Origin of the sequence: Pseudomonas sp. 203-8 (assembly GCF_020708595.1) — a bacterium.
In the GTDB taxonomy this organism is placed as follows: Bacteria; Pseudomonadota; Gammaproteobacteria; order Pseudomonadales; family Pseudomonadaceae; genus Pseudomonas; species Pseudomonas aeruginosa.
Genome location: NZ_JAJFDF010000009.1, coordinates 177,789 through 193,263, shown reverse-complemented (window position 1 = coordinate 193,263; position 15,475 = coordinate 177,789). Strand labels below are relative to the sequence as shown.

Sequence of the window (15,475 nt, the reverse complement as noted above, 5' to 3'; positions counted from 1 at the left end):
GGAATGCGTCAGACCCTGAGCCTGTTCCTGCTTCTCTGCCTGCTCGTCGGCCAGGCCTGTGCCGACGAGCGCGTGACCCTGCGCCTGGCCGACCAGAAGGGCAACATGCGCGCCCAGTTGGAGGCTGCCGGCGCGCTGGACGACCTGACCTACGACATCCGCTGGTTCGAATTCCCCGCCGCCGCCCCCCTCGCCGAAGCACTCAATGCCGGTGCGGTGGATGCCGGCATCATCGGCGACGCGCCATTGCTCTTCGCCCTGGCCGCCGGTGCCCGGCTGAAGGCCATCGCCGTCGACAAATCCGATCCCTACGGTACCGCCGTGCTGGTGAGAGGGGATTCGCCGCTGCGCTCGGCCAACGACCTGAAAGGTCAGCGCATTGCCACCGGCCGCGGTTCCATCGGCCACTTCGTCGCGCTCAAGGCCTTGGCCTCGGTCGGGCTGGGCGAGAAGGACGTCGAATTCCGCTTCCTCGGCCCGGTGGACGCGAAAATGGCCCTCGCCAATGGTTCCGTGGATGCCTGGGCGACCTGGGAGCCCTACACCGCGTTCGCGGAGACCGCCGACAAGGCTCGGGTACTGGTCGACGGGCGCGGCCTGTGGGCTGGCAACAGCTTCCTCGCTGCTACCGATAGCGCACTGGCCGACCCGGCGAAACGCGCCGTGCTGCAGGACTACCTGCAACGCCTGGCCAGCGCCCAGCGCTGGGCGTACCTGCACCTGGACGAGTATTCGCGAAGCCTGGCGCAGATCATCGGCTTCCCCGAGGACGCCGCGCGCTTGCAGTTCGAACGCCGGCGCTTGCGTTGGCAGGCGCTGGATGAGCGAACGCTCGGCCAGCAGCAGGAGACCGCCGATTTCTACCAGGCCCATGGATTGATTCCGCAGCGCCTCGATGTGCGGCCGACCTTCGCCAGCGGCTTTGCGGTCAGGCAGGCGTCGGATGCGGATATCCGGTAGGCGCTGTCCGGGCATTAATTGATAACTATAAGTTATTTATCGATTGTTTTTTATTCCAATAATCTATCCGTTCCGTCGCCGGCAGCTGGAACTCCCGTCCCTGCGGGCGCTCGCACCTATCCCAGGAGTCATCGCATGTCTCGTCCGTTCCTGCGTCGCTTGGCCATCGTGTTTGCCGCTTCCGTCGTCCTGTCGGGCATTGGTGGCGCACAGGCCGAGGAGGTCCTGCGCATCGGCTTCCAGAAATCCTCGACTCTGCTGACCCTGATCCGCAGCCAGGGCACCTTCGAGCGCGAGTTGGCCAGGCAGGGCATCCGGGTGTCCTGGCATGAGTTCCCCAGCGGCCTGCCGTTGCTCGAATCGCTCAATGTCGGCAACGTCGATCTCTCCGCCGACGTCGCCGACACCGTGCCGGTGTTCGCCCAGGCGGCGGGTGCTCGCCTGACCTACTTCGCCCGCGAAACACCTTCGCCCGCGGCGCAGGCGATACTGGTCGGCGAACATTCGCCGCTGAAGTCCCTGGCCGAGCTGAAGGGCAAGCGCATCGCCGTGACCAAGGCCGCCGGCAGCCACTACCTGCTGATCGCCGCGCTGGCCAGCGCCGGGCTTGAGTTCTCCGACATCCAGCCAGCCTACCTGACGCCAGCCGACGGCCGCGCCGCCTTCGAGAACGGCAAGGTCGACGCCTGGGTGACCTGGGACCCCTACGTGGCAAGCGCCCAGCGCCAGCAACGCGCGCGGGTACTGGCCGACGGCCAGGGCCTGGCCAGCTACCAGCGCTACTACCTCGCCTCCAGCGACTACGCCAGGAAACATCCTGAAGTGCTCCAGCAGGTCTTCGCCGAACTGCAGCGCACCGGGCGCTGGCTCAAGAGCCACCCGGCCGACGCGGCCAAGGTGCTGGGGCCGCTGTGGGGCAATCTCGATGCCGCTACCGTCGAGCAGGCGAATGCGCGGCGCAGCTACGACGTACAACCGGTGAGCGCAGATGGTCTCGACGAGCAACAGCGCATCGCCGACGCCTTCCACGCCCAGGGACTGCTACCCAAACCGGTGGATGCGCGCGCCGTGGAGGTATGGCAGCCGCGGCACTGAGCGGCGCGGCTGCCCCGAACCCTTCGATGCCGACGTGGCAGCGTGGTGCGGCGCCCCTTTTGCTTTCCAGTGTGATACCCGGAAGAGAGCGTTGGCCGCGACCAACGCTCCGCGGGCACGCGCGTCGCGTGTGCCCGCGCCATTCCCATTGGATCAGCTTGAGGCAATGCCATGTCGACGCTCTGTCTTCCCCACGTACTGTTTCCGCAACACATCATTACCCAGCAGCAAATGATCGAGCACCTGCAACAGTTGCACCGGGACCACCCGCAGCTGGCCCTGGCCGCGCGGATGATCCGCAACACCGAGGTCAGGCAACGCCACCTGTTGCTGCCGATCGAGGCGTTGACGGCACACCGGGGCATCGCACGGCGCAGCGAGTTATACGAACAGGAGGCCCGGCGGATGTCTTCCCGTGCAGCCCGTCAGGCTTTACGTAACGCCGGCCTGCGCCCGCAGGATATCCGCATGGTCGTCGTGACCTCCTGTACCGGTTTCATGATGCCGTCGCTGACCGCTCACCTGATCAATGACCTGGGCTTGCCGGGCTCCACCGTCCAGTTGCCCATCGCTCAGTTGGGGTGTGTGGCCGGAGCAGCCGCCATTGCCCGCGCTTACGATTTCTCCAGGCAGGGACCGGACCGTCATGTGCTGCTGGTGTCCCTGGAGTTTTCCTCGTTGTGCTACCAGCCGCAGGATGCCCAATTGCAATCCTTCGTTGCCGGCGCGCTGTTCGGCGATGCCGTCTCCGCCTGCGTGCTGCGTGCCGACGATGGGGCGAAGGGATTCAGGGTCGAAGCCACCGGCTCCTTCTTTTTGCCTGACAGCGAGCACTACATTCGCTACGAGGTACTCGATACCGGTTTTCATTTTCGCCTGGACAAGGCGGTAATGAAGGCGATCTCGGCGGTGGCGCCGGAGATGGAGCGGCTCAGCCGCGAGCATTTCGACCAGGTATGCGCCCGTTGCGACTTTTTCATATTCCACACGGGCGGCCGCAGGATACTCGACGAACTGGTGGCCCATCTGACGCTCGCCGAGGAGCAGGTCGCGCCGTCGAGAGCCAGCCTCGCCGAGGTCGGCAACGTGGCCAGCGTGGTGGTTTTCGATGTGCTTCGCAGGCTTTTCGAAAATCCGCCGGAAGCTGGCGCCAGGGGCTTGTTGGCCGCCTTCGGCCCAGGCTTCAGTGCGGAGATGGCGCTGGGACAGTGGACGGACTGAAACGCCCGGACCGAAGTGGCGCGGGTGAGTCTGGCATTCGCTCGCGCCGGACCTCGGGCCTGGCTATTGAACCCTGCACTTGCGCAGGAAGCGATTGTCCAGGTTGGCATAGTCATACGGCAGCAGGTCTGCGGCGTGCTGCCCGAGCAGGCGGTGCAGGGTCGAGATGGCATCCGCCGATGACAGGCGCTTCTGTCGCACCCCGTCCATCACCCGACAGGCGCTTTCGAAGAAGTCCTCGTATCCGGGGGCGTCGAACGACAGGTGGCCGGGGCAGCGCGCCGACTCGAGGTGGGCATCGAACGCCGAGCCGGACTGGCCGTCGCGGAGTGCCTGCAGCAAGCCACCCAGATAGGCGCCTCCGAGGTTCGAACCGCTGAGCCAGACGCGATGCCAGGCGTTCCACAGCGGGAAGTCGCGGAAAGCTTCGTACGAGCAGGACACCAGGCGGTCGTTGACCGCCACCGCGTTGCGCAGGTGACGCTCGACGCTGGCGAATCTGTCCAGTTGCCAGTGATCCTGGCGCACGGCGTCGATCAATCGGGGCATCAGGCGCAGGATGGATTCGAAGGTGGTTATCAGGCCGCGGGAGAACAGCGGGTCGATGAAACCTGCGGCTTGTGCCAGCAGGCAGAAGCGTTCGCCAAGGATGGTCCGGCTACGGTAGTTGAGCCGTGGCGCATGCACCCAGTCACGCGCTACGCGGGCCTCGGTGAAGTGCCGGGCGATCGACGGATATCGGTCCAGCAACCTGGAGAACTCCTGTTCCGGCGTGCCGCTGGGCTGGTATTTCAGACAGTTGTACTGGAAGCCCACGCTACATAGCCTGTTGGTACTCTCGGAGTGGTTGTCGAACGGGATGATCCAGAGCCAGCCCTCCTCGAAGATGTGGTGGAGCGTGCTCTGGAACAGGGGGATGGGAGATTGGTCGGTGTTGCTGGCGACTTCCTCGTAAGCCTTCACGTTGAGCATATGGGTGAAGAAGGAGCAGGTGTGGGTTGCCAGGCCATCGGTGGTGCGCACGCCCAGTTGACGTGCGAGCGGCGATCCCTGCGCGGCGGCATCGATGACATAGCGAGCTTGCAGGCTTTCGCCGTCGGCGAGACGGATGGCCACACCCTCGGGAAGGAACTCGAATCCTTCGATGCGCGTGTGGTGGCGGGCGTTCGCGCCGTGCTGGAGCGCGAGCAGCAAGGCGTAGAAGTCGATGTCCTGGCGATACAGGTGGGCCTCCGGAGCGTCCAGCGGCGGGGCGACGACATGCTCGGCAGCGCTGTCCACGCCGGCAGCGTGCCAGGCGAAGCTGAATGCCAGCTTGATCCCGCAGGCGGACGATCCGATGTGTCGGACGATCTGTTCGGGACTGGCGATGAAGGCCAGTTCGGGGATCCCGAAGCGTTGCGCGAGGAGGCGCAGGAGCAGGCCGCTCTCGGGGGTCATGGCCTCGCCGATGGAGAATCGCGGATGTTGACCGGCATCCAGGATGAGAGTTTTCAGACCGTGCTTCGCCAGAATCGCTGCCGAAATCGAGCCTGCGATACCGCTGCCAATGATGACTATGTCGTACGTACGACTCATGAACTAACCCGGTTTGTCGTGGTGGATCTGGAAAGTGTCGTGGTGCGTGACGCGGATGTTAGAAGGAGCCGGCCAATTGAGCTGGCGTCTGCTGGAACGGCAGGTCCCAGTAGGGCGTCTCGCCGATTGCGCTCTTCAGCTCGCTGAGAAACAGCGAGATCTTCGCCGGTACCACCGAACCCTGCGGTCGCAGTGCGTAGATGCCACCCTGTGCCTGCTCCGGCAGAGCGTGTCGGTCGAGAAAGGTCACCAGCCTGCCGCTGGCCACTTCTTCGTGGACCAGCCAGGTCGGCGCATGAATGATCCCCAAACCTTGCAAGGCTCCTTCCACCAGGAGCTCGGCACTGTTCACGGACAGGCGGCTGACCGGCGAGATCCTGATTCGCCTGGTAATGTCGGCGCTGCTGAACTGCCAGCTCAATGAGGCGTTGCTGCAGCCGTTGTGTTGCAGGCAGGTGTGCCGTTCGAGTTCTTCCGGGGTGCGTGGCAGACCGTGCTTCAGCAGGTATTCCGGGCTGGCGCAGAGCACCCGGCGTAGCCCCGCCAGCTTCGAGCAGATCAGGCTGCTGTCCGGCAGGATGCCGAGACGGATGCAGAGATCGAGTTTTTCCCCGACGGGATCGGCAATCCTGTCGTTCAGGGAGAAATCCAGTTTGAGGCCGGGATTCTTTTTCAGCAGTGTGCTGACCAGTGGTGCGATATGTCGCCGGCCGAACGCGACCGGTGCCGAGACTCTCAACGTACCTACGGCCGAAGAGGTGTGTTCCTTTATTTCGTTTCTGGCCTGGTTGATGTTCTCGGATATTTTCCTGGCGTGTTTTAGAAACAGAGCACCGGTTTCCGTCAAGACCAGTTTCTTGGTCGAGCGATTGATGAGTCTGGTCTCGAGTTTTTCCTCGAGGTTGTTTATTCGGCGCATGACCGATGAAGCGGGCATCTCGAAGACTCTGCCGGTTTCCGAAAAACTACCGGTAAGTGCTACGGATATATAGAGGTCGAAATCATCGCTAAATCCAAGTGTTTTCATCCTATGAATACCTTGAAGCGTTATAGTTATATATTGCCAGTTAATATGCACTGGCGATTCGCTATCCCCTTGTATGACCATCATGGAAGGATGTCAAGAGCGAGGTGTAAGCAGTTGCGACATCGGAAAGTTACCCCGTCATTCGATTGCGGCGACATCCTGTTGACCTTGGAAAGTCATGAAACCGAAACCGGAAGATATAGCCGGACGTAACCAGGAGAGTCGATTCGAGCGCGTGTATCGTTTCACTTCAGGCAGATACTTTAGGCATGTTCATACAATGGTCGAGATGCTCTTCGTCCCTTGATCTGCATCAAGGTGACGGGGAGTGGATCCTGTAGTTGCGCTGCGCGCGAATATTGTAATTGGTAGTCATTGTCAAGCTGTGACAATTAGCAGGTCGTCCGGCCTCGGCGCAGCCTCTTCAGGGAACCGCGAGCTCCCGCATGCCATTGCTTGCAGCGGCTTGGACGGTTGCCATGGCGATTCCTTCCGGGAACGTTGCGCGATAGTCCCCGTACCGTCCTAGAGCGCCTTTGCGCAGCCGCAAAGGCCTTTTGCGGATTGCGCTATTCAAATTCCAAATGTTCTCGTGGAAGGTTGGCTGGCAATTTAATTCGTGCCGCTTAATGAACTTCTAGGGGACGTGCTCATGGATATGGAAGAGATTAAGGGAAAAATACGTCGTTATATTATCGACGACCTTGTCGGTGATGGTGTTAAGGAAAACGAGTTGCAGGACGATACTCCGCTGCTCGAGTGGGGGATATTGAATTCCATGAATATCGTGAAGCTTATAGTTTTCGTCAGGGATGAAATGGGAGTGCATATTCCCTCGACGCACATAACTGGAAAGTATTTCCGGGATATCAATGCGGTTTCCACGACCGTCATGCAGCTCAATGCCGAACCGGCTTGAATCGAGGGAGTTTCTCATGGGTGATTATGATTTCGACGTAGGCATCATCGGCGGAGGCCCAGCCGGTTCCACGATGGCGTCTTATCTGGCCAAAGCTGGTATCTCGTGCGCCGTATTCGAGAAGGAGCTGTTCGAGCGCGAACATGTGGGAGAGTCCCTGGTGCCGGCCACCACGCCGGTCCTGCTGGACATCGGCGTGATGGACAAGATCGAGAAGGCCAACTTCCCGCGCAAGTTCGGTGCCGCCTGGACCTCGGCGGATTCCGGACCGGAAGACAAGATGGGTTTCCAGGGGCTGGACCACGACTTCCGCGCGGCGGAGATCCTCTTCAACGAGCGCCAGCAGGAAGGGGTCGATCGTGACTTCACGTTCCACGTCGATCGCGGCAAGTTCGACCGCATACTCCTGGAGCACGCCGGTTCGCTGGGCGCGAAGGTCTTCCAGGGCGTCGAGGTGGCGGACGTCGATTTCGTGAAGCCCGGTGATGTCCGCCTTAATGTGAAGCTCGGCAACCAGAAGGTCGGCATCAGGACCAGGATGGTGGTTGACGCCAGCGGACGCCATGTCCTGCTCGGGCGGCGCCTGGGGTTGCGGGAAAAGGACCCGGTGTTCAACCAGTTCGCCATCCACGCCTGGTTCGACAATTTCGATCGTCGCTCGGCAACGCGCAATCCGGACAAGGTCGACTACATCTTCATCCACTTCCTGCCTCTGACCAACACCTGGGTTTGGCAGATCCCGATCACCGAGACCATCACCAGCATCGGCGTAGTCACGCAGAAGCAGAACTACACGAAATCCGGCCTTTCATACGACGACTTCTTCTGGGAGGCGGTGAAGACCCGCGAGAACCTCTACGACGCCCTGAAAGCCTCGGAACAGGTGCGTCCGTTCAAGAAGGAGGCGGACTACAGCTACGGCATGAAAGAGGTCTGCGGCGACAGCTTCGTCCTGGTCGGCGACGCTGCGCGCTTCGTCGACCCGATCTTCTCAAGCGGTGTGAGCGTGGCCCTGAACAGCGCACGCATTGCCAGCAAGGACATCATCGCTGCGGTCAGGAACAACGACTTCGGCAAGGCCAGCTTCGCCGAGTACGAGGGAATGATCCGCAACGGCATCAAGAACTGGTACGAGTTCATCACCCTCTACTACCGCCTGAACATCCTTTTCACCGCCTTCGTGCAGGACCCTCGCTATCGCCTGGATGTGCTCCAGCTTCTCCAGGGCGACGTGTACAGCGGCGAGCGGTTGAAGGTCCTGGACAAGATGCACGAAATCGTCGCCACCGTGGAAAGCGATCCCGATCACCTCTGGCACAAGTATCTCGGTGACATGCAGGTGCCGACCGCAGAACCGGCGTTCTGATGGGCAATACCCACATGGAGGAGTGATTCGGATGGTTCCGAAGGCATCTGCGGGTTTCGAACCCGTCGCAATCATCGGCAGCGCTTGCCGTTTTCCCGGCGAAGCGTCGTCGCCGGAGGCATTCTGGAACCTCCTTCGTCGTGGGACCGATTTCGTCGGGCCGGTCCCCGCGGGCCGCTGGGATGGCGAGGCGATTCACGACGCTGGTGCGAGCCGTCCCGGTACCACCTATTGCCGGGAGGGGGCCTTCCTTGATGAGGTGGACCGCTTCGACGCGCGTTTCTTCGGGATATCCGCTTCCGAGGCTCGCGAAATGGACCCCCAGCAGCGGCTGCTGCTGGAGGTCGCCTGGGAATGCATGGAACGGGCGGGGCTCTGCTCTGAACGCCTGAAAGGTTCCCGCACTGCGGTCTACGTCGGCATGCTGGGCATGGATTACCTTACCCTGCATGCGCGCGAGGCCGGTATCCCGGCGATCAATCCATTCTATGCGGCTGGCAAGGAGTTCAGCTTCGCCGCCGGGCGCATCGCCTATCACCTTGGCGTGCACGGTCCGGCGATGGCGGTGAGCACCGCCTGCTCCTCTTCGCTGGTGGCGATTCACCTGGGTTGTCGCGCCTTGCAGAATCGCGAGGCGGACCTGGCGATAGCCGCTGGCGTCAATCTGATGCTGTCGCCCGAGCTGACTATCTACATGAGCCAGATCAAGGCGATTTCGCCGAGCGGACGCTGCCGGGTCTTCGACGCCGCCGCCGATGGCATCGTCCGCGGCGAAGGGGGTGGCGCGTTGCTGCTCAAGCGTCTGGAGGACGCTCGAGCCGACGGCGACCCGATCCTGGCGGTGATTCGTGGCTCGGCGATCAACCAGGACGGCGAGAGCGCCGGCCAGACCGTGCCCAACGCCAATGCCCAAGCCGCTGTGGTACGCGCGGCACTCGACGCTGCGGGGCTGGAGATCGACGACATCGCCTATGTCGAGGCCCACGGGACCGGAACGCCCCTGGGCGATCCGATCGAGCTGTCGTCGCTGGCCGAAGTCTTCCGCCAGCGGAAGAAACCTCTGCTGGTGGGATCGGTCAAGGCCAACATGGGGCACCTCGATGCCGCCGCCGGCATGGCTAGCGTGATCAAGACGATGCAGTTGCTGCGCCATGGCGAAGTACCGCCGCAGTTGCACCTGGTCAAGCCGAATGCGCTGGTCGACTGGCAGCGCTCCAGCCTGCGGGTGGCAACTTCCCTTGAGACACTGCCGGAAGGACCGCGCCTGGCAGGCGTCAGTGCATTCGGCCTCAGCGGCACGAATGTCCACCTCATCCTCGAAGGGGCGGATAGCGCTGAAGCGCCGCCGGATGCTGTCGACATTCAGCGGACCTGGGTGCTGCCGGTGTCGGCGAAGACGGAAGCGGCCGTACGCGAGCTGGCGCGGCGCTATGCCCAGGCGCTGCCGGAGGAAGACGCGGCCCTGCGCACCTTCGTCGCCCGGGTGGCCAGCTACCGCGACCACCATGTCCGGCGCGCGGCGCTGGTCGGTGGCGACGCCGCGAGCCTCCGGCAACAGCTTGCGTATCTTGGCGGTGGAACGCTTGCTGTCAGCGAGATACGCGACGGCAAGCCGGCCGACGGGCCGGTTTTCGTCTATACCGGCCAGGGCGCGCAGTGGCTCGGCATGGCCACCGGCCTGCTGCAACGCGAGCCGGCCTTCCTCGAGACGATCCGCCTGTGCGATCGGCACATGCGCGAGTGGTCCGGTTGGTCGATCGAAACCGAGTTGCTCAGGCCGGCGGGGGAGTCCCGCCTGCACCTGACCGAAATCGCCCAGCCGGCGATTTTCGCCATCCAGGTCGCCCTCACCGAATGCCTGCGCCGCTGGGGTGTCACGCCAGGCGCGGTGGTTGGGCATTCGATGGGCGAGGTGGCGGCGGCCTGGTGCGCCGGCGCCCTGGACCTGCGCTCGGCGGTACAGGTCATCTATCACCGCGCCAACGCCATGAAGGGTACCCTCGGCGGCGGCCGCATGATGGTGGTCGGGGCTTCCGCCGAAGAGCTGCAACCCATGCTTGGCCCGTCGCTGGAAATCTCGGTGGTCAACAGCCACGTCTCCTGCGTGGTATCCGGTGAGGCGGGCGCCGTGGCCGCCCTGGAACAGCGCCTGGGAGAAGCCGGCAGGTTCACCTTCCTGATGCCGGCACCCTATGCGTTCCATTCGTGGCAGATGGAGCCGTGCCTTGCCGACATCCAGGCCAGTCTCGCCGACATCGAGCCGGATGCCGCGAAAATTCCATGGATTTCCAGCAGCGCCGCTAACCTGCAGGGCGAATGCGCCGACGCCGCCTACTGGGTGCGCAATGCCCGCGGAGTGGTGCGCTTCGATCGTGCTATCGAGCGACTGCTCGAGGACGGCGCACGCCTGTTCGTCGAATTGGGGCCGCACGCGGTTCTGGCGCAGTCGATCCAGCAACTGGCGGTGCGCGCCGGGAAAGCGGCGCGGGTGTTCAGCGCCCTGCAGCGCGAGGGCGATGGATCCACGGAGCTGGCGGCTATCCTCGCCGGCCTTTACGAAAACGGTGTGGCGCCGGACTGGAAGGCATACCAGGGGGACGCTGGCTTCGTCGAACTGCCTACCTACCCCTGGCAACGCGAGGCCTACTGGTTCCAGGCGACGCAGGGCGTGCCGGCGCGCGCGCAAGCCTTGCATGCCAGGGTGCAGGTGTTCGACGCTGAGGGACGACTCTGTGCCACGGCCGAGGATGTCGCCCTGTGCACGGTCGACGAGCCTGCGGCAGCGCTTGCCAATGTTCCGGCGAAGAAGGCTGGGGCGCGCCCGGCGGTCACCCTGGCGCAGGCGCGGGAAGTGGTCAGCGCGGCGTTGTCGGAGATACTCGGGGTGCCATGCGACGAGCTGGATGCCGAAAGGGGTTTTTTCGAACTCGGCCTGACCTCGATCTCGCTGATCGAGTTCAAGCGCAAGCTGGAGGCACGGGTGGGATTGGAACTGCCTGCCACGGTCGGCTTCGACTATCCGAATCTGGAGGCGCTGGCGCGGCGCCTCGAGCAGTTGGGTGCGGCGAAGGAAATCCAGCCGACGACCTGTGCGCCAGCCGCGCGCGGGGCGGATACCGGACACGAGGTGGCAGTGCTGGGGATGGCTTGCCGGCTGCCGCGTGCGGACAGTCCCGAGGCGCTCTGGGAAGTATTGCTCGAGCAGGCGACATGCGTCGTGCCGGTGCCGTCGTCGCGCCTGACCGAGCCGGTCAACACCCGGCGCCATGCCAGCCTGGTCGAGCGCGTGGAAGGGTTCGACGAGGACTTTTTCCGGATCTCGCCACGGGAAGCGGGCAGCATGGATCCGCAGCAACGCCTGTTCCTGATGGTTGCCTGGGAGGCCCTGGAGCGGGCAGGTATTCCGCCGCATGACTTGCGCGAACGCCAGGTCGGTGTTTTCGTCGGCGCCAATGCCCACGACTACGAGGCACGTTTGCTGGCCTGCGCCGCCGGCATCGACGCGAACTACGGTACCGGAAGCGCGTTCTCGGCGATTTCCGGCCGACTGTCGCATTTCCTTGGCCTGCGCGGTCCCTCCCTGACCGTGGACACGGCGTGCTCGTCATCGCTGACGGCTGTGCACCTGGCCTGCAACAGCCTGCTAGCCGGGGAGTGCGAGATTGCTATCGTCGGCGGGGTGAACGTCATCGCATCCTCGGCAATCTTCCAATCCATGGGCGATGCCGGTGCGCTATCGGCGGACGGCACCTGCAAGACCTTCGACGATCGTGCCGATGGCTACGGCCGCGGCGAGGGTTGCGGCGTGGTGATCCTCAAGCGGGCGGAACGGGCGCGGGCGGACGGCGACCGGGTCATCGCCGTTCTGCTGGGCTCGGCGGTCAACCATGACGGCGCCTGCGCGGGGCTCACGGTACCCAACGGACCGGCCCAGGAGGCGTTGATTCGCGAAGCGCTGGCCAACGCCAGCCTGTCGGCCGCGGCGGTGGGCTATGTCGAGGCCCATGGGACCGGCACAGTGCTCGGCGATCCGATCGAGTTGCAGGCCCTGGCCAACGCCTATCGAGGTACTGAGCGCGTGCCCTTGGCGGTGGCATCGGTGAAAGGTAACGTCGGACATCTGGAGGCCGCCGCCGGTATCGCTTCGTTGATCAAGGCCTGCCTGGTGGTCGAGCGTGGGGTGATTCCCGGACAGGCTGGCTTCCAGCGTCCTAACAGCCGCTTCGACTGGCAGGCAACGAGTCTCCAGGTGCCGCAGGCCAATCAGCCCTGGGAGGTGCCAGCGGCAGAACGGATCGCGGGCATCAGCGCTTTCGGTTTCACCGGTACCAATGTCCATGTGCTGTTGCGCGGTGAGGTGCGGGACCCCAGCGAAAGGAGCGACGGCGACGGTTCGCGACCCTGGCCGTTGTGCCTCTCGGCGCATACCGACGAGGCGTTGCGGGACATGGCCGCCAGCTACGAGCGCTTCCTGGCCGCTGGCGAAGCGTCCGCAGCGGCGGTCTGCCGTAGTGCCGCGCTCGGCCGCAGTCCGCTCAAGGCACGCCTGCTGGTGTTCGGACGCGGTTCAGCCGAGCTCGCGGTGGCGCTCGCGGACTGGCGCCGGGGGATCGATGCAAGCATGCCTGCTGAGCTGGACGAAGGGACTCGCAGCGCGTGCACGGCCTTCCTGAATGGACAGCCGGCGGACTGGCTCGCGGTGTTCGGCGATGTCCGGGCATGGGTCGACCTGCCGACCTATCCCTGGCAACTGCGTGATTACTGGCTCGAGTATGGCGTCCGGGAGCCGGCGCTGGAGGATGATCATCCGTGCCTGCTGTTGCACAGCCGTGGGATGGGTGGCGAGTGGCAATGGCTGGGTCGCCTGCCCGAGGAAAAGAGCGGCGACGAGACTCACTGGCATCCGTCCGGTGCGCTTCTGCTGGATGCCTTGCTGCAGGCGCTGGCAGTGGCCGAGCCGGAGCGCGCCTTCGCCCTGGTCGAGCTGCGCCTGTCGGTGCCACGATTTTCGCGTTGCGGGCCGCTCGCTTCGCGGCTGACCTTGAGCCTCTCGGACAAGGCCTCGATCACCCTGGCGTTGCGTGGCGAGCATGACCATGAATGGCGTGACGTGCTCAGCGCCGTGCCGTTGGAGTGCGCCTCCCCGGATGTCGATCAGCTCGAACTGTCCCCGGCGGACCTCGGCCAGGCCGAAGCCGGCCTGGTTGCGGCCGCGCTCGAGGGGCAGCGCGACGGCCGGTACGGCAACTATCGCTTTCCTCTGCGCAGCGATGCGGCTCGTCGACGGCTGCTGCTGGCGGAAACCCTCGCGCTCTTCGAAGGCGCCCATGCCGCTCCCGTGGTCGGATTCGCCCGGGTGCAGGTCCTGGACGACCTGCCCGAGCACATTGCGGTGCGGGTTTCCGGCGCCGAACTGGGGCGCCTGCAATCGCTGTACGCGGTCGACGAGGATGGCTGCGTGGTGGCCCTGTTCGAAGGGCCGCTGTTGCTGGCGGACGAACCAGAGCAACTGGCCTTGGCGGATGAACCGGCAGCCTCCTTCCTGGTCGCTCGCTGGGAGGACTTTCCGGATGAGCCGGTGGTACGGAAAAGCGGCGAGTGGCGGCTTCTGCTTCCTGGTGGAGCCGGCATGTCGCGCCTGGTTTCGGCATTCTCGGCGCGCGGGCTGGGCGTCCGCGAGATGCCCTGGGAGGACGTCCCGGACCGCTCGGAGTGGCTGGCCGAGGCTGCGCTCGATACGACCTGTGAGGGCCTGCTCGTGCCCTGCTGCGGTGACTGCGACGAGCAGCGTTTCGCTGACTTTCTGCTCGCCCTGGGGCGGGCGGTGGCGACGTGCCCGACGGGTAAGCCGATCTGGTTCCTGCATCCGCCAGCCGAGCGTGCCGATGCCGCCGCAGCCAGGAGGCTCGGGATACTGTATGGGGCGACGCGGGCGTTGGCGCTGGAACAACCCGCCTGGTGGGGTGGGGTGGTCGAGCTCGACCCGGCCGACGGTCGCGGCCTGCATCGCTTCGCTCGCCTGCTTGTCGGCGTGCCCCGGCACGATCACCTGAAGATCCGCGGAACGCGGGTCTTCGCCCGGTATCTGGAGGTCCGACCGGCCGCGTCGCGCCGAATCGGTAGCGCCTCGGCGGGGGGCGGCACGGTTTTGTTGCATGTCCGCGCCGGTACCGACCTGACGCCCTACCTGCTGCTCTCGCCGGTACGCCGGGCGCGGCGCCTGGTGGTGCTGTGCGAACAGCCACCGAGACTGCCCGTGGAGTGGGCCGGCGCGCCACTGCCGGAGACATTGATTGTCGATTGCGCGGACCGTCGCGCCCTGGCCGAGGTCCTTGGGCGCCTGCAGGCGGAGCAGTCGATCACTGGTTTCATCCAGGCACGGCCGGAATGGACCGCTGGTCGGTTGGAAGAGCCGACATCCGCCACCCGGGTTGCCGCCGCTCGGCGCGAAATGCACGCGCTGGAGAACTTCCATGGGTTGCTGGCGGGACAGCCGCTGGCGTTCTTCCTGATTCTGGGCAGCCTATCCTCGCTGCTGGGGGGGGCGGGTTTCGCCCACCAGGCGATGGTCGATGGCTTCGCCCTGTGGCTTCACGGCGAACGCCGCCGCGCGGGACTTCCCTGCCAGTTGCTGCTGGGCCTGCAGACCGAGGCCGAGCTGGATGGTCTGCACGAGGTTCGTCAACGCCTGCTGGGCAGCGGCCTGCAGCCGCTGAAGGAGGAGCGGCTCGTTCGGGCGCTCGAGACTCTGCTGGAGGAGCCCGACGGCTGTGTCGGATTGGCCGATGGTGTCGATTGGGCGCAGTTGAAGCCGCTCTACCAGAACGAGCTGCCGTGGCCGCTGCTGGACCGGCTCGGACAGCCGTCCGCGACGGTTCCGGAACGGGCTGCGGGGTTCGCGCGGATGCCCGAGCACCTGAGGCGCAGGGCCCTGGCGGCATTGGTAGCGGAACAGGTCGCCGCAGTCTTCGGCTATCCGGATGCGGATGCCATAGAGCGCAGCAAGGGCTTCACCGAGATGGGCATGTCCTCGGTGATGTCGCTGGATTTCCGTTCGCGCCTCGGCCGCGCGCTGGGTCTCCAGCTGCCCGCCACCTTCGCCTTCGAATACTGCTCGATAGATGCCGTCACCGACTATCTCGCCCTGCACCTGCAGGCCGGGCCCGCACCCGTGTCCACCGAGCCCCCGGCGCGCCCCGCGCAGGAGCCCGGCGAGCGGCGCGAGATATCCGCGCTGTCGCGCAGCGAGCTGATCGACGCGCTGGAAGAGGAACTGAGAGATATCGAGAACTACTAGTTCACCGCACCG

General features: G+C 64.6%; 8 protein-coding genes. 6 read left to right on the top strand and 2 right to left on the bottom strand.

Annotated features, from left to right (window positions below; genetic code table 11):
- Window positions 1-3 precede the first annotated feature (3 nt).
- From LJF27_RS21680 to LJF27_RS21670, 3 genes are all read left to right on the top strand, one after another.
- Window positions 4-960 carry an ABC transporter substrate-binding protein gene (locus LJF27_RS21680; protein WP_003097601.1) on the top strand — a complete coding sequence of 319 codons (957 nt, stop codon included), beginning with the start codon at window positions 4-6 and terminating at the stop codon, window positions 958-960.
- 135 nt (window positions 961-1,095) lie between these two features.
- Window positions 1,096-2,055, top strand: a complete 960-nt coding sequence (locus LJF27_RS21675) for an aliphatic sulfonate ABC transporter substrate-binding protein (protein WP_003097598.1) — start codon at window positions 1,096-1,098, stop codon at window positions 2,053-2,055.
- A gap of 171 nt (window positions 2,056-2,226) precedes the next feature.
- Window positions 2,227-3,276 (top strand): type III polyketide synthase, encoded by a 1,050-nt coding sequence (locus LJF27_RS21670; protein ID WP_003097595.1) that lies wholly within the window; start codon window positions 2,227-2,229, stop codon window positions 3,274-3,276.
- 63 nt (window positions 3,277-3,339) lie between these two features.
- On the opposite strand, the gene LJF27_RS21665 is transcribed toward LJF27_RS21670, so the two are convergent.
- The gene (locus LJF27_RS21665) at window positions 3,340-4,854 is read right to left on the bottom strand and encodes an NAD(P)/FAD-dependent oxidoreductase (RefSeq protein ID WP_003097592.1); all 1,515 of its coding nucleotides are present in this window, start codon (window positions 4,852-4,854) and stop codon (window positions 3,340-3,342) included.
- Window positions 4,855-4,912: 58 nt separating this feature from the next.
- The gene (locus LJF27_RS21660) at window positions 4,913-5,881 is read right to left on the bottom strand and encodes a LysR family transcriptional regulator (RefSeq protein ID WP_003122611.1); all 969 of its coding nucleotides are present in this window, start codon (window positions 5,879-5,881) and stop codon (window positions 4,913-4,915) included.
- Window positions 5,882-6,533: 652 nt separating this feature from the next.
- Between LJF27_RS21660 and LJF27_RS21655 the strand changes: the two genes are divergently transcribed.
- From LJF27_RS21655 to LJF27_RS21645, 3 genes are read left to right on the top strand one after another with little or no spacing between them, the layout of a single operon-like run.
- Window positions 6,534-6,800, top strand: coding sequence for an acyl carrier protein (locus tag LJF27_RS21655; RefSeq protein WP_003097589.1), 267 nt, complete (start codon window positions 6,534-6,536; stop codon window positions 6,798-6,800).
- Window positions 6,784-8,166: an NAD(P)/FAD-dependent oxidoreductase gene (locus LJF27_RS21650; RefSeq protein ID WP_306341239.1), complete on the top strand. Its 1,383-nt coding sequence runs from the start codon at window positions 6,784-6,786 to the stop codon at window positions 8,164-8,166. The genes LJF27_RS21655 and LJF27_RS21650 overlap by 17 nt, the downstream gene beginning before the upstream one ends.
- A gap of 31 nt (window positions 8,167-8,197) precedes the next feature.
- Entirely contained in the window at window positions 8,198-15,463 is a 7,266-nt protein-coding gene (locus tag LJF27_RS21645) for a type I polyketide synthase (protein ID WP_023116911.1), read from the top strand.
- Window positions 15,464-15,475: the final 12 nt, after the last annotated feature.

What these genes read in the sequence shown, in the direction of transcription:
- LJF27_RS21680 (WP_003097601.1), top strand. Translation starts at nt 4, where the DNA reads ATGCGTCAGACCCTGAGCCTGTTCCTGCTTCTCTGCCTGCTCGTCGGC.
- LJF27_RS21675 (WP_003097598.1), top strand. Translation starts at nt 1,096, where the DNA reads ATGTCTCGTCCGTTCCTGCGTCGCTTGGCCATCGTGTTTGCCGCTTCC.
- LJF27_RS21670 (WP_003097595.1), top strand. Translation starts at nt 2,227, where the DNA reads ATGTCGACGCTCTGTCTTCCCCACGTACTGTTTCCGCAACACATCATT.
- LJF27_RS21665 (WP_003097592.1), bottom strand. Translation starts at nt 4,854, where the DNA reads ATGAGTCGTACGTACGACATAGTCATCATTGGCAGCGGTATCGCAGGC.
- LJF27_RS21660 (WP_003122611.1), bottom strand. Translation starts at nt 5,881, where the DNA reads ATGAAAACACTTGGATTTAGCGATGATTTCGACCTCTATATATCCGTA.
- LJF27_RS21655 (WP_003097589.1), top strand. Translation starts at nt 6,534, where the DNA reads ATGGATATGGAAGAGATTAAGGGAAAAATACGTCGTTATATTATCGAC.
- LJF27_RS21650 (WP_306341239.1), top strand. Translation starts at nt 6,784, where the DNA reads ATGCCGAACCGGCTTGAATCGAGGGAGTTTCTCATGGGTGATTATGAT.
- LJF27_RS21645 (WP_023116911.1), top strand. Translation starts at nt 8,198, where the DNA reads ATGGTTCCGAAGGCATCTGCGGGTTTCGAACCCGTCGCAATCATCGGC.